This is a genomic window from Consotaella salsifontis, assembly GCF_900167365.1.
GTDB lineage: Bacteria > Pseudomonadota > Alphaproteobacteria > Rhizobiales > Rhizobiaceae > Consotaella > Consotaella salsifontis.
Genome location: NZ_FUXL01000016.1, coordinates 1 through 13,226 on the forward strand (window position 1 = coordinate 1; position 13,226 = coordinate 13,226).

General features: G+C 64.1%; 10 protein-coding genes. 4 read left to right on the plus strand and 6 right to left on the minus strand.

Translation table 11 applies throughout. The annotated features are described in order from the left end of the window. Nucleotides 1–36: 36 nt before the first annotated feature. Both B5D38_RS17870 and B5D38_RS17875 read right to left on the minus strand, forming a co-directional pair. Nucleotides 37–234, minus strand: a complete 198-nt coding sequence (locus B5D38_RS17870) for a hypothetical protein (RefSeq protein WP_078709812.1) — start codon at nucleotides 232–234, stop codon at nucleotides 37–39. Between the two features lie 3 nt (nucleotides 235–237). Beyond that, nucleotides 238–2,181: a BCCT family transporter gene (locus B5D38_RS17875; RefSeq protein WP_207552991.1), complete on the minus strand. Its 1,944-nt coding sequence runs from the start codon at nucleotides 2,179–2,181 to the stop codon at nucleotides 238–240. A gap of 392 nt (nucleotides 2,182–2,573) precedes the next feature. Between B5D38_RS17875 and B5D38_RS17880 the strand changes: the two genes are divergently transcribed. After that, nucleotides 2,574–3,032 carry a DUF4126 domain-containing protein gene (locus B5D38_RS17880; RefSeq protein ID WP_207552990.1) on the plus strand — a complete coding sequence of 153 codons (459 nt, stop codon included), beginning with the start codon at nucleotides 2,574–2,576 and terminating at the stop codon, nucleotides 3,030–3,032. A 19-nt stretch (nucleotides 3,033–3,051) separates the two neighbouring features. On the opposite strand, the gene recG is transcribed toward B5D38_RS17880, so the two are convergent. Next, the gene (recG, locus tag B5D38_RS17885; protein WP_078709814.1) at nucleotides 3,052–5,160 is read right to left on the minus strand and encodes an ATP-dependent DNA helicase RecG; all 2,109 of its coding nucleotides are present in this window, start codon (nucleotides 5,158–5,160) and stop codon (nucleotides 3,052–3,054) included. Nucleotides 5,161–5,254: 94 nt separating this feature from the next. Here recG and B5D38_RS17890 point away from each other — a divergent pair, with 94 nt between their 5' ends. Both B5D38_RS17890 and mfd read left to right on the plus strand, forming a co-directional pair. After that, complete coding sequence (locus B5D38_RS17890) at nucleotides 5,255–5,551, plus strand: FAD assembly factor SdhE (RefSeq protein WP_078709815.1); 297 nt, start codon at nucleotides 5,255–5,257, stop codon at nucleotides 5,549–5,551. Next, complete coding sequence (mfd, locus tag B5D38_RS17895; protein ID WP_078709816.1) at nucleotides 5,548–9,054, plus strand: transcription-repair coupling factor; 3,507 nt, start codon at nucleotides 5,548–5,550, stop codon at nucleotides 9,052–9,054. Before B5D38_RS17890 ends, mfd begins: the two co-directional genes overlap by 4 nt. Before the next feature lie 30 nt (nucleotides 9,055–9,084). Here the strand turns inward: mfd and bla are convergent, their stop codons facing one another. Together bla and B5D38_RS17905 are read right to left on the minus strand one after the other, a co-directional pair. Continuing rightward, on the minus strand, nucleotides 9,085–9,954 hold the full coding sequence (bla, locus tag B5D38_RS17900) for a class A beta-lactamase (protein ID WP_078709894.1): 870 nt from the start codon (nucleotides 9,952–9,954) through the stop codon (nucleotides 9,085–9,087). A gap of 179 nt (nucleotides 9,955–10,133) precedes the next feature. Further along, nucleotides 10,134–12,002 (minus strand): extracellular solute-binding protein, encoded by a 1,869-nt coding sequence (locus tag B5D38_RS17905; RefSeq protein ID WP_078709817.1) that lies wholly within the window; start codon nucleotides 12,000–12,002, stop codon nucleotides 10,134–10,136. 221 nt (nucleotides 12,003–12,223) lie between these two features. Here B5D38_RS17905 and B5D38_RS17910 point away from each other — a divergent pair, with 221 nt between their 5' ends. After that, on the plus strand, nucleotides 12,224–12,805 hold the full coding sequence (locus B5D38_RS17910; protein WP_078709895.1) for an invasion associated locus B family protein: 582 nt from the start codon (nucleotides 12,224–12,226) through the stop codon (nucleotides 12,803–12,805). Between the two features lie 82 nt (nucleotides 12,806–12,887). Here the strand turns inward: B5D38_RS17910 and hspQ are convergent, their stop codons facing one another. After that, complete coding sequence (hspQ, locus tag B5D38_RS17915; protein ID WP_078709818.1) at nucleotides 12,888–13,223, minus strand: heat shock protein HspQ; 336 nt, start codon at nucleotides 13,221–13,223, stop codon at nucleotides 12,888–12,890. Between the last annotated feature and the right edge of the window lie 3 nt (nucleotides 13,224–13,226).

The window sequence follows — 13,226 nt, forward strand, 5'->3', positions numbered from 1 at the left end:
TCCATGCTGGCCTCCGTCTCCAGCCAGCATGTTGAATCAGATTGGCGCCTCCGATGGAATCCTCTTCCGATTCTGCCGAACTTCATCCCGCTCTAGGCTGCTGAAGGAAAACACGGCGAAGGAGATCGCCGCCACCGGCGTGCTCAGGCTGGAGCGTATCGTCTCCCGGCGCGCCCGCTCGCTCAGGAAGAGCTGGCGGGCGTGCTCGAGATAGAGGGGCGAGACCGCCCGCATCGATCACGCGATCCTTCGGGCATGGCGGAAGCGCGCATACCGGTTCAGAAGGTCGTTGATCAGCTGGTCGCTACTATAACCAGTGATGTCGTGCGGCTGATCGCTCTCCGAGCTATGGGCCATCGCGCGATAGTGCTGGCGCTCCTTGTCCTGGGACCGCCGCGTTTCGGCCCAGGCAAAGCTGGGTGCCCTGAAGCCCCTCACGCGGATGGAATAGCGGAAGGAATGCTGCGTCCCATGTGGAATGACGAGGTCGATCCGTTCGTCGGTCAAGCCGACCTCCGGCTGTAGATTGCTCATGCGCATCTGGTCGGCGACAGCTTCGACGGCCGGACGGGCGACATCGGCGAGGAACGTCTCGATCTCCCGCTTCTCATGGAATCGTGTGATGCTCGAAAGCCGCTGTTGCCAGCTGACGCCGCTCGGCGTCTCGGCCGTCGCATCCGCCACCATGGAAAGGTCGATCGCCGCGTCGTGCCCCTCGGTCTGCAACGCGCGCAGCAAGCCGTAGCAGATGAAGACCAAGATGACGGAGAAGGGTAGCGCGCTGGCGATGGCGGCCGTCTGGAGCGCCTGAAGGCCGCCCGCGATCAGCAGCACCGCAGCCACCGCGCCCGAACACACGGCCCAGAACACGCGCTGCCAAACCGGCGGATTCTCCGCTGCGCCCGAGGTGATGATGTCGATGACGAGGGCGCCCGAGTCCGCCGACGTCACGAAGAAGGTGATGACGAGCAGCGTCGCCAAGCCTTGCGTCACCGTAGCGAGAGGAAGGGAGTTAAGCGTCTCGAACAGGGCAACCGGCAGGTTGTTCTTGACCGTCTCGGCGATCGGCGCGGCGCCGGAGAGATCGAGCGAGATCGCGGTGTTGCCGAAGACCGTCATCCAGAGGAAGGTGAAAATGACCGGTACGAGAAGCACCCCCATCACGAACTCGCGGATCGTACGCCCACGGGAAATGCGGGCGATGAACATGCCGACGAAGGGCGACCAGGCGATCCACCAGCCCCAGTAGAACAGAGTCCAAGTGCCGAGCCAGGGATTGGGCTCATAAGCATACATGCGGAACGTGCGCTGGACGACCGCGCTGAGATAGGCGCCGATGTTCTGAACGAAGGCTTGGAGGAGAAACACTGTCGATCCGGCCACGAGAACGAAGGCGAGCAGCGCGACGGCGAGGATGATGTTGATTTCCGAAAGCCGCTTCACACCCTTGTCGAGGCCGAGGACCACGGACAACGTCGCCATGCCGGTGATGACAGTGATGAGGATCAACTGAAGCACGATGCTCGGCTCCAGGCCGAACAGGTAATTGAAGCCGGCGTTCACCTGGAGAACGCCGAGGCCGAGCGAGGTCGCGACGCCGAACATCGTTCCGAGGACGGCGAAGATATCGATCGCGTGGCCGATCGGCCCGTAGATGCGTTTGCCGATCAGAGGGTAAAGCGCGGAACGAATGGTGAGGGGCAGCCCCCTCCGAAACGCGAAATATGCCAGGGCGAGACCGACCACCACATAGATGGCCCAGGCATGAAGGCCCCAGTGGAAAAAGGTGAGAACCATGGCCTGGCGCGCGGAGGCGATCGTCGAACCCGGCCCGAGCGGCGGCTCCGCGTAGTGCTGAATCGGCTCGGCGACACCAAAGAAGATGATGCCGATGCCCATGCCCGCGCTGAAGAGCATCGCGAACCAGGAAATGTAGCTGTACTCGGGTTCGCTCTCGTCAGGACCGAGTTTCACATCGCCGTACCGGCTGAGCATGAGGAACAGGACGAAGACCAGAAAGCCCGCGACCGCGACGATATAAAACCAGCCGAAGTCCTGGACGATCATCGCCTGGACGCTGCCGAACAGCTCACCGGTCTGCTTCGAGAATAAAGCGCCAAGCAGAGCGAAGGCGAGGGTTAGGCCGGCCGAGACATAAAAGACCGGCGGATTGATCTCCATATACCTCTTTCGAGTGGAGATGGTGATTTCCTCTGGTGTCGCGTCACTCATACGCCCTGCGGTTTCCTTCGTCGTCTCGTGAAGTTATTTCGGTTGAACGGAGACCGCCTCCGCTTGTTGCCATTTGGATTGGCGGCTTATGATAATGTCTGCGGATCGTCCACCCCGCGCCGCTGGATTTGGACCAAAAGCCGCGCAACGCCGGTGGGCCGGGTTTCCTTCGAGGCGTCATCGCGAGAGCCGCGCGAACGCTGTTTCGCCTGCCATGTTCAACGTTTTAGGCTGCTATCCGCCGAGGGGTAGGCGGCAAGGCGAGATTCAGGAAGCCGTGGAAACAAATGCCGCACGGCGGGTTGTTCACAAACAACCTCTCGAACAGCTCGGTGATGGCTATGCTTCGTTCTATCCTCATGGGCATTGTCGCCGGTCAGCGCTCCATGACACCGCTTGCCGTCGTCGCAGAGGCGGCGCGGCTTGGAACATTACCGGATGATGCGCCGATGCGTGGGGCCCTGGCCCACCCCGCCGCCGGCATCGCAGCGGCGGCGCTCGCCACGGGTGAAATGGCCGGCGACAAGCTGCCGTCTGCGCCGGATCGGGTCATCCTACCGGGGCTTCTCGCCCGGATCGCGACGGCGGCATTTGCGGGGGCGGTTCTCGCGCCAAGGCATGAGCGGAAAACCGCTGCCGTGCTGACGGCGGCGACCGCTATTGCCGCTTCTTATGTCGGATTTTCGCTGCGTGTGCGTGCGATGCGGCGCTATGGCCAAGTTTCGACCGGCTTGGTCGAGGACGCAATGGTTCTCGCCTGCGGCTATTTCATTGCCAAGGCTGATCCTCGTTCCCGCTGACGCGGCCGCTCTTTCCGCCTCAGCCCGAGCGCAGGAGGCGCACAGCCTCATCGCGGCCGAACAAATAGAGCAGGGTGCGCAGTGCTTCGCCTCGCGGTGTCTTGAGGTCCGGGTCGCGGGCGAGCACCATTCGCGCATCGTCGCGGGCGATCTCCAGCAGATCAGCATGGTGATCGATGCGCGCGACGCGAAAGCCGGGTATGCCTGATTGCTTGGTGCCGAGAAGGTCGCCTTCGCCGCGAAGCTTCAAATCCTCTTCGGCAATACGAAAGCCATCCTCCGTCTCTCGCATGACGGCGATCCGGGCTTTCGCCACCTCGCCAAGCGGCGTCCGATAGAGGAGGACGCACGACGATGCCTTTTCGCCGCGCCCCACGCGTCCGCGCAACTGGTGCAGCTGCGCAAGCCCGAAGCGCTCGGCGTGCTCGATGACGATGATCGAGGCGTCGGGCACGTCCACGCCGACCTCGATGACCGTCGTCGCGACGATGAGGCGCGTTTCGCCCGCCTTGAAGGCGGACATGGCGGCGTCCTTCTCCTCGCCGCTCATGCGCCCGTGAACGAGGCCGACCTGTGGACCGAAAGCGCCCTCAAGGTCGGCGAAGCGGTTTTCTGCCGCGGTCAGATCCGACTTTTCAGACTCTTCCACCAAGGGGCAGATCCAATAGGCTTTTTCGCCATTGGAGAGGGCCGCGCCGATGCGCCCGACGATCTCGCCGATGCGGCTATCCGGCACGGCGACTGTCGTCACCGGCTTCCTTCCCGGCGGCTTGCCGTGGAGCCTCGAAACTTCCATGTCGCCGAAGGCAGCCAACACGAGCGTGCGCGGGATCGGCGTCGCCGTCATCACCAGGAGGTCGGGCGCCCGTCCTTTTCTCGACAGTGCCAGACGCTGGTGAACGCCGAAGCGATGCTGCTCGTCCACCACCACCAGCGCGAGGTCGCGATAGGAAACGTCGTCTTGGAAGAGCGCATGCGTGCCGACGACGATGTCGATCTCGCCCGCTTCCAGCGCGGCCAGCTTTTCCGCGCGCGCCCTGCCGCTGTCCCGTCCGGTCAGCAGGGCGAGGCGCAGACCGACCGCCGCGCAGAGCGGCTCCAGCGTCGCGGCGTGCTGCCGGGCGAGAATCTCGGTCGGTGCGAGAAGCGCAGACTGGGCGCCGCTCTCGGCCGCCGCGGCCATGGCGAAAAGCGCCACCATCGTCTTGCCCGACCCCACATCGCCTTGAAGAAGCCGCAGCATCCGGTCGGGTGCGGCCATGTCCTCGGCGATCTCGGCGATCGCTGTCTTCTGGGCCTCGGTGAGTGAGAAAGGCAGCGCGGCGCGAATCTTGCGCGGCAGCCTGCCGTCGCCGACGAGGCTGCGCCCGCGCGCCTTGGTCATGCGCTGACGCGAGAGGGCGAGCGCGAGCTGGCCCGCCAGGAATTCGTCATAGGCGAGGCGGCGCCACGTAGCGCTTTCGGGCTGGGCCGCTTGCGGATCTGTGGGATGGTGAAGGCGCGCCAGTGCCTCTCCGAACGGCGGCAGCTTGTGGCGGGCGACGACGCTTTGGTCGATCCACTCGTCAAGCTCGGGGAGGCGGGACAGGGCAGAGAGGATCGCCTTGCGAAGGACTTTTGGCGAGAGGCCGGCGGTCATGGGATAGACGGGCTCGACCAGAGGCATGGTTTCCGCCTCGGCCAGCCGGCAGACGAAATCCGGATGAACCATCTGCGGTCGGCCGTTGAACCATTCGATCCGGCCGGAAACGAGCATCGTCTCGCCCTCCGGCAGCAACTTTTCGAGCCACTGCCGCTCCCCGCGGAAATAGACGAGAGCGAGTTCTCCGGTCTCATCGTCGGCGAAGACGCGGTAGGGCGCGCCCTTGGCGCCGCGCGCCGGCGGCGCATGACGGTCGATCCGCACCGTCAAGGTGACGATGGCCCCTTCCGGCGCGGTGGCGATCTCGGCGCGCTGGCGGCGGTCGATAACGCCCGACGGCAGGTGGAACAGGAGGTCGCGCACGCGCGGCTCCGCGATATCGCCCGATGGCGGCAGCAGCGTCTTCAAGAGCGCGGCAAGGCGCGGACCGACGCCCTCAAGCGCGGTGACGGGAGCGAACAGCTGGTCGAGGATCGTCGGACGCATGGGCGCGAGGTTTACCCCTCCTGCGGCCATAGACAAGGCTGACAGGCGCGATCGTGCCCTATATAGAGGCGTCATTTCTAAAAAAGAGACGATCATGACTGGCACAGAGCGCTCTTCGGGCAACCTCGACATTCGCCGGCGCAAGGCGTTGTTCCGCTCCTGGCATCGCGGCACCCGCGAGATGGATCTTGTGCTCGGCCGCTTTGCCGACGCTGAGCTCGAGGTGCTGAGCGACGATGAACTCACCCAGTACGAAGAACTGATGGAGCACCCCGACGTTACGCTGTTCTCCTGGCTCGCCCAGGACGCGCCGGCGCCGAAAGAGGTCGAAACTCCCGTCTTCAAACGCATCAAGGCCTTCTACGCCACGGGGCGCGCGGTCGAACGATGACGTTACCCGCCAAGCTCTCCCAAACGCTGCAGCGGGGTGAAGGTGTTCGCATCGGCAATGTCGCCGATGGATATGACGCCTTCCTTCTCGCCGAGATCGCCAGACTGGTCGGGGAAAAGCCCGTCGTCTTCGTCATGCGCGACGGCAGCAGGCTGGGCGAGCTGGAGGATTCGCTGCGTTTCGTGGCGCCGGAGCTGCCGGTTCTGGCGATGCCGGCCTGGGACTGTCTGCCCTACGACCGCGTCGGGCCGTCTTCCGAGGCGGCCGCGCGCCGGCTCTCGGCCATGGCGGCGCTCGGCGCGCTGAAGCGCGATCCGCACCGCGCCATCGTGCTGACCACCGCCAACGCTCTCATCCAGAAGATGCCGCCGCTGGCGGAACTCCAGGAGGAGTCGATCGCCGCGCGCGCTGGCAACCGTATTCCAATGGATTCGATTGTCGCAGTGCTCCAGCGCGGTGGGTTCGAGCGCGTGGCGACGGTTCGCGAGCGTGGCGAATATGCCGTTCGCGGCGGCATCCTGGACCTGTTCGCGCCGGGTTCCGAGGAGCCGGTGCGCCTCGACTTCTTCGGCGACACGGTGGAGTCGATCCGTGCGTTCGATCCGGCAAGCCAGCGCACCACGGGCCAACGCAAGAGCTTTGAGCTCACGCCGGTCAGTGAGGTCACGCTCAAGGACGAGACCATCAGCCGCTTCCGCTCCAACTATGTGAAGCGGTTCGGCGCGCCCGATCGGGCCGACGCGCTCTATACCTCCATCAGCGAGGGCCGGCGCTTCGCCGGAATGGAACACTGGCTGCCGCTGTTCTACGAGCGGCTGGAAACCCTGTTCGACTACACCGTCGGTTTCCCGCTGGTGCTGGATCACCTCGTCGTCGAGGCTGTCGGGGAGCGGCGCAAGGCGATCGAGGATCATTACGAGGCGCGCAGGCGCAGTGTCGGCGAGGCGAGCGCCGAGGCGGTGCCGTATCACCCGGTGGAGCCGGACGCGCTCTATCTTTCGGAAGACGAGCTGCGCGGCGGCCTTGCTATCACCGATCCGATTCGGCTCTCGGCCTATGCGATCACCGACGCCGGGAGTAGCGGGGTCTATAACCTTGACGTCGCGCGCGGACGGAATTTCGCCGGAGAGCGCTCCGCCGGAGACGTCAACGTCTTCGAAGTCGCCGTCGATCATCTCTCGCGCCTGCGGGCCGCAGGCAAGCGCGTCGTCTTGGCGGCGTGGTCGGAGGGCTCGCGCGACCGACTCTGTCAGGTGATGGTGGAGCATGGCCTCGGCGGGCTTCAGACCGTCGAGAGCCTGGACGAGGCGCGCAAGCTCGAAAAGAGCCTGATCGCGGCCGCGATCCTCGGTATTGAGTCCGGGTTTGAGGCCGACGATCTGGTCGTCGTCGGAGAGCAGGACATTCTCGGCGACCGCCTCGTGCGGCGGGGGCGGCGCAAGAAGCGCGGCGCCGACTTCATCTCTGAGGTCACGGGCCTCAACGAAGGCGACATCGTCGTCCATGTCGATCACGGCATCGGGCGCTTCGTCGGCTTGAAGACGATCGAGGCGGCGGGCGCGCCGCGCGATTGTCTGGAACTTCATTACGCCGGCGACGATCGTCTTTTCCTGCCAGTCGAGAACATCGAGCTTCTGTCACGCTACGGCGGCGAGGGCTCGGAGACCGTGCTCGACAAGCTCGGCGGCGGTGCGTGGCAGGCCAGGAAAGCCAAGCTCAAGAAGAAGCTTCTAGACATGGCCGCGGGGCTCATTCGTCTTGCTGCCCAGCGCCTGACACGCGGCGCGCCGAAGCTGACGCCGCCCGAAGGGTTGTGGGGAGAATTCGCCGCGCGCTTCCCCTACGAGGAGACGGAGGATCAGCTTTCGGCCATCGACGCGATCGTCGACGACCTCGGCGAGGGGCGGCCAATGGATCGCCTCATCTGCGGCGATGTCGGCTTCGGCAAGACGGAAGTGGCGCTCCGGGCCGCCTTCGTCGCCGCGATGAACGGCCTTCAGGTGGCCGTGGTGGTGCCGACGACGCTGCTCGCTCGTCAGCACTACAAGACCTTCGCCAACCGGTTTCGCGATCTTCCGCTCAACATCGCCCAGGCGTCGCGGCTCGTCACGCCCAAGGAGCTGACGGCGACCAGGAAGGGAATCAAGGAAGGCCTCGTCGATATCGCCGTCGGCACGCACGCGCTTTTGGGCAAGGGCGTCGAGTTCAAAAACCTCGGGCTCCTCATCATCGACGAGGAGCAGCATTTCGGCGTCAAGCACAAGGAGCGGCTCAAGGAACTGAAGTCGGACGTTCATGTGCTGACGCTTTCCGCGACGCCGATCCCGCGCACGCTTCAGCTCGCCCTGACGGGTGTCAGGGAGCTGTCGCTGATCACCACGCCGCCCGTCGACCGAATGGCGGTGCGAACCTTCGTCGCGCCCTTCGATCCGCTGGTGGTGCGAGAAACGCTTCTGCGCGAGCGCTATCGTGGCGGCCAAAGCTTCTACGTCGTCCCGCGCATCAGCGATCTTTCCGGCATCAAGGATTTTCTGGACGAGCACGTGCCGGAGCTGAAGGTCGCGGTGGCGCACGGTCAGATGCCGCCGGGCGAGCTCGACGACGTCATGAACGCCTTTTACGAGGGCCAGTACGACGTGCTTCTGTCGACGACGATCGTCGAATCGGGGCTCGACATTCCGTCCGCCAACACGATGATCGTCCACCGCGCCGACATGTTCGGCCTCGCCCAGCTCTATCAGCTGCGCGGGCGCGTCGGCCGATCGAAGCAGCGGGCCTATGCGCTGCTCACGATCCCGGCGAACAAGACGCCGACGGCGGGCGCCGATCGACGCCTCAAGGTGCTCCAGTCGCTGGAAACGCTCGGCGCGGGCTTCCAGCTCGCCAGCCACGATCTCGACCAGCGCGGAGCGGGAAACCTGCTCGGCGAGGAACAGAGCGGCCACATCAAAGAGGTCGGCTTCGAGCTCTACCAGCAGATGCTGGAGGAGGCGGTCGCCGAGATGAAGGGCGAGCCGGCGGAGATGGACGGCCAGTGGTCGCCGCAAATCAATGTCGGCACGGCGGTTATGATTCCCGAGGACTATGTGCCCGATCTGCCGCTGCGCATGGGGCTTTACCGCCGCTTGGCCGAGCTGAAGGAACCGCGCGAAATCGACGGTTTTGGTGCCGAGCTTATCGACCGGTTCGGTCCGCTGCCGACGGAGGTGGACCATCTCCTGAAGGTCGTCTTCATCAAGGCGCTGTGCCGCAAGGCCAACATCGAGAAGCTCGACGCGGGGCCGAAGGGCGTCGTCATCCAGTTCCGCGAGCGCCAGTTCGCCAATCCGGCCGCCCTGGTGCGCTACATCGGCGAGCAGGGCGTTCTGGCCAAGATCCGGCCCGATCAGTCGATCGTGCTTCAGCGCGATTGGCCGACGGCGGAGAAGCGGCTCAACGGTGCTGCGGTGATCGCCACGCAGCTCGCCAAGTTCGCGGCGGAGGCGGAGAAGGCGGCGGCGTGAGCGCCACCGCCTGGAGTAGGGCGCGGGAGATCAGTCGCCGAGGCTCTTGACCAGGGCGCTGCCGATCGCCGCGATGGCCGCGTTGCGCTTGTCCATGTCGGCGTCCGTTTCCGTGAGATAAACGGCGACGACGACCGGGGAGCGCTTCGGCGGCCAGATCGTCGCCACGATGCCGCGCGTGCCGTGGCCACCGGCTCCACTGCGATCGGCGATGCGCCAGCCCGTGGGGATGCTGGCGCGTAGCAACGGTCCTGCCACCTTGTCGTTTTCCAGCCAGGTCTCGAGCTGTGCGCGTGACTTCTCCGAAAGCGCGTCGCCAAGCACCAGCGCCTTCAGGCTGGCAACCGCGGCTTCGGGCGTCGTCGTATCTCGCGGATCGCCTGGAGTGCCTTCGTTCAACTCCGGCTCGGTGCGGTCGAGCCGCGTCTCGGTGTCGCCGATCTCACGTATGAAGGCGGTCACTTTCGCGGGCCCGCCGATTGCCTCGAGCGCGAGATTGATCGCCGTGTTGTCGCTTTGACCGGTGGCGGCTTCGCAGAGAGCACCGAGGCTCATCTTCTCGCCAACCTTGTCCTTCGTGACGGGCGCATAGCTGAGGATGTCATCCTTCTCGACGGCGACGGTCTCATCGAGCGATTTGCGCCCCGCGTCGACCTCCTTCAACAGCGTTGCGCAGGCAAAGGCCTTCGAGGTGCTGGCCATCGGAAAGCGCTCGGCTCCCCGGTGAGACCAATGATGCCCCGTGCCGGTGTCCAACACCGCGACGCCGACGCGCGCGTCCAGCGTGCGCTCGACCTCCGCGACGGCGGTTGCGATGACCTTATCCGACTGCGATTCCTCGGCGAGCGCGCCGTCCATGCTGCCGAGCAGCATCGGGATGATCGCGCATGATGCGAACATCGCCTTGAAGCGAATTGTCATGAAGCCATTCCCCGTTTCACAAGCTGCCGCCTGCCGCCTATGGGCAGGCTTCGGCAGCGTGGAGCGGCTTTTTCCATGCGCACGGCGTCAACTCGATGGCGCAAGGTTTCTCAGACGTCCAATCCACAACGGACGCCGCCGGCAAGGTTTGCGAATCGTTACCGCTGCCCGGCGGCCTGACCGCCCTTCTTCGGGTCGAGCCAGAAAGCCGGGAGATAATAGCCGGTGACGGGCGTCTCATCGGGATGCTTCAGGAAGCTCCAGCGCGCCAGCCATTTGTCCGGCAGGTAGAACAGCGGCACGACATAGTATCCCGAGATCAGCAGGCGGTCATAGGCACGCACCGCGTCGACGAATTCCTCGCGATCGCGCGCCTTGACGATCCGCTCGATCAAGGCATCCACCGCAGGATCGGCAACGCCGGCATAGTTGAAGGAGCCAGTCGCGTCCCTGGATTGCGAGCCCCAACGGTTTACCTGCTCGGCGCCGGGGGAGAGCGACGAGGTGTAGGTGAAGAGCAGCATGTCATAATCGAACGCCTGCTTTCGCGCCTGATACTGGGAGTCGTCCACCTGGCGCACAGTCGCCGTGATGCCCAGTCGTGCGAGGGTGCGGGCGTAGGCGAGGGCGAGGCGCTCCTCGTCGGCGCTCTGCGCCATGATCTCGAAGGCGAGCGGCTGCCCCTCGGGCGACACGAGCTTGCCGCCCTCGAAGGAATATCCCGCCTTCTTCAGTTCCTCCATAGCCTGCCGCAACAGCGCTCGGTCCGTGCCCGAACCATCGCTCACCGGCGCATGGTAAGTGCCGGCAAGAACGTCACGATCGACTTCCTTGAGCGCGTCGCCAAGGAGGCCCTTCTCCGCTTCGCTCGCCGGCCTGCCGATGCTGGAGAGTTCGGAATTGTCGAAGAAGCCGGAAATTCGCTGATAGGCGCCATAGTAGAGGTTCTTGTTTGCCCATTCGAAATCGAACAGCAGGGAAAGCGCGCGGCGCACCCGGACGTCCGAAAAGACAGGTCGCCGGGTGTTGAAGACAAAGGCACGAATCGGCGCGGGAATTTGCGTCTTGAAAGCTTCCTTGATCACGTCCCCATCGGCGACGGCGGGAAAATCGTAAGCCGTCTGCCAATGGCGCGGATTGCCCTCGAGGTAGACGTAGAACAGCCCCTTCTTGAACGCCTCGAACTGGGTGTTGATGTCGCGGAAATAGTCGATGCGGATCTCGTCATAATTGTCGATGCCGCGCTTCACCGGCAGGTCCTTGCCCCAGTAGTTGGGGTCCTTGCGGTAAAGGATGCTCTGGCCCGGCTGAACGTTTGCGATGACATACGGTCCCGATCCGATCACCGGGCGCAGCGTGGTCTCATCGAAGGCTTCCGGCGGAAAGGCATGTTTGGGTAAAATGGGCATCATCGCGAGCAGCAGCGGCAGCTCGCGATCGGCCTGATCATTGAAGGTGAAGCGGACACCTCGTTCCCCCACCTTTTCGATCTTGGCGACCTTCTTGAGGCGGATGCCGTAGAAGGGGCGCCCGTGGTCCTTGAGCATCTCGCTCGTGTAGAGCACGTCCTCGACCGTGACCGGCGTTCCATCGGAGAACTTCGCCTTCGGATTGAGCGTGAACTCGACGAAGGAGCGGTCGGGATCGGTCTCGACGCTCTCGGCCAGAAGACCGTAGAGCGTGAAAGGCTCGTCGGCCGAGCGCTGGAGCAGTGATTCGAAGACAAGACTGCCGAATTCTGGATCGGCCCAGATGCCCCGAGCGGTCGTCAGTGAGCTTTTGACGGTGATCGGATTCAGATTGTCGAAGGTGCCGAAGACGCCATAGATCATGCGGCCGCCCTGGGGCGCATCCGGGTTGGCATAGGGAAAATGATCGAAGTCGGCAGGGAGCTCCGGTTCTCCCTGCATTGCGATGCCGTGGGACGGCGTCGCGCCAGCCTCGTTCGGGGTTCCAGCCGCTCCGAGCGCGGCCAGGGCCGCCAACGCGAGCAGGGCGCGGGCCGTCTTCGAAAGCTGTCGGATCATTCACTCACCTAAATTGCTTACCGCAAGCATGAAGTGCTTAACACTTCAGCCGTTTGCAGGTAGAGACGCCGGCCGAAGCCTCTAAACGGCCGCATTTGCGAAAGAGCAACAAGCCCGTTATGAGACGCCATCGCTTTTCTTTGCAATAGTCCGAGAAGGATGCAATCCTCGTGAAGCATCATTTGATCAATGCCGCCAACAAGGCGTTCGTCGCCGGTTTGATGGGCTTTGCGACAGTCGCCGCCTTGCCGGCGGTCGCCGCGGCGCAGACGGCGGTTCCCACGGAGTGGTTCAAGGCCTGCACCACCCAGGGCGATAACAAGATCTGCAACACCCAGATCACGTTGATCGCCCCGACCCGGCAGGTGCTGACGGCCGTGAACCTCATTCAGATCGAGGGCAAGGTCAAGCAGTCGATCCTTCAGACCGTGGTCCCGATCGGACGCGTCATTCCCGCCGGCGTCCAGCTTCAGGTCGACACGAACCCGCCGAAGAAGCTCGAATACTCTGTGTGCTTCCCGGACCGGTGTATCGCCGAGGCGCCGCTGACGGACGATCTGGTGGCTGCCATGAAAAAGGGCAACCAGATGACTGTGACGTCCATTAACTTCCAACGGACGCCGAACCCGGTCAAGGTGACGCTGTCGGGCTTCACCCAGGCGTTCGACGGTCCGCCCCAGGACCAGTCGGCGCTGGCGCAGAAGCAGAAGCAGCTCGATGAAGCGCTGAAGAAGCAGGCCGAGGAGCGGCGCGAGAAGTTCGAAAAGGCTCAGGACGACGCCAAGGCCGCGGCAGGCAAATAGCCTGCGGATATATTCAAAGTCCTATCCAACTGAGCGGCCTCCGGGCCGCTCTTTTTTTGGCCGGTGCGACCGGAGGATCAGCTCAGTTTCGAAGAGCCAGCCTCAGCCGATAGATGCCCTCCGTCGGGCCATCGAACATTTCCGCCAGCTGGGGGTGATTGACCGGCTCGCCGCTCTGATCCTCCACCAGATTCTGCTCCGAAACATAGGCGATATAGGTGCCTTCGGAGTTTTCTGCGAAGAGATGATAGAAGGGTTGATCCTTGCGCGGCCGCACGTCCTCGGGGATGGACGAGTACCATTCCTCGGTGTTGGCGAAGACTGGATCAACATCGAAGATGACCCCGCGAAAGGGTAAGTTCCGGTGGCGCACAATCTGACCGATCGCGAACAACGCGTTGTTGGACTTAGCCGTCATCGG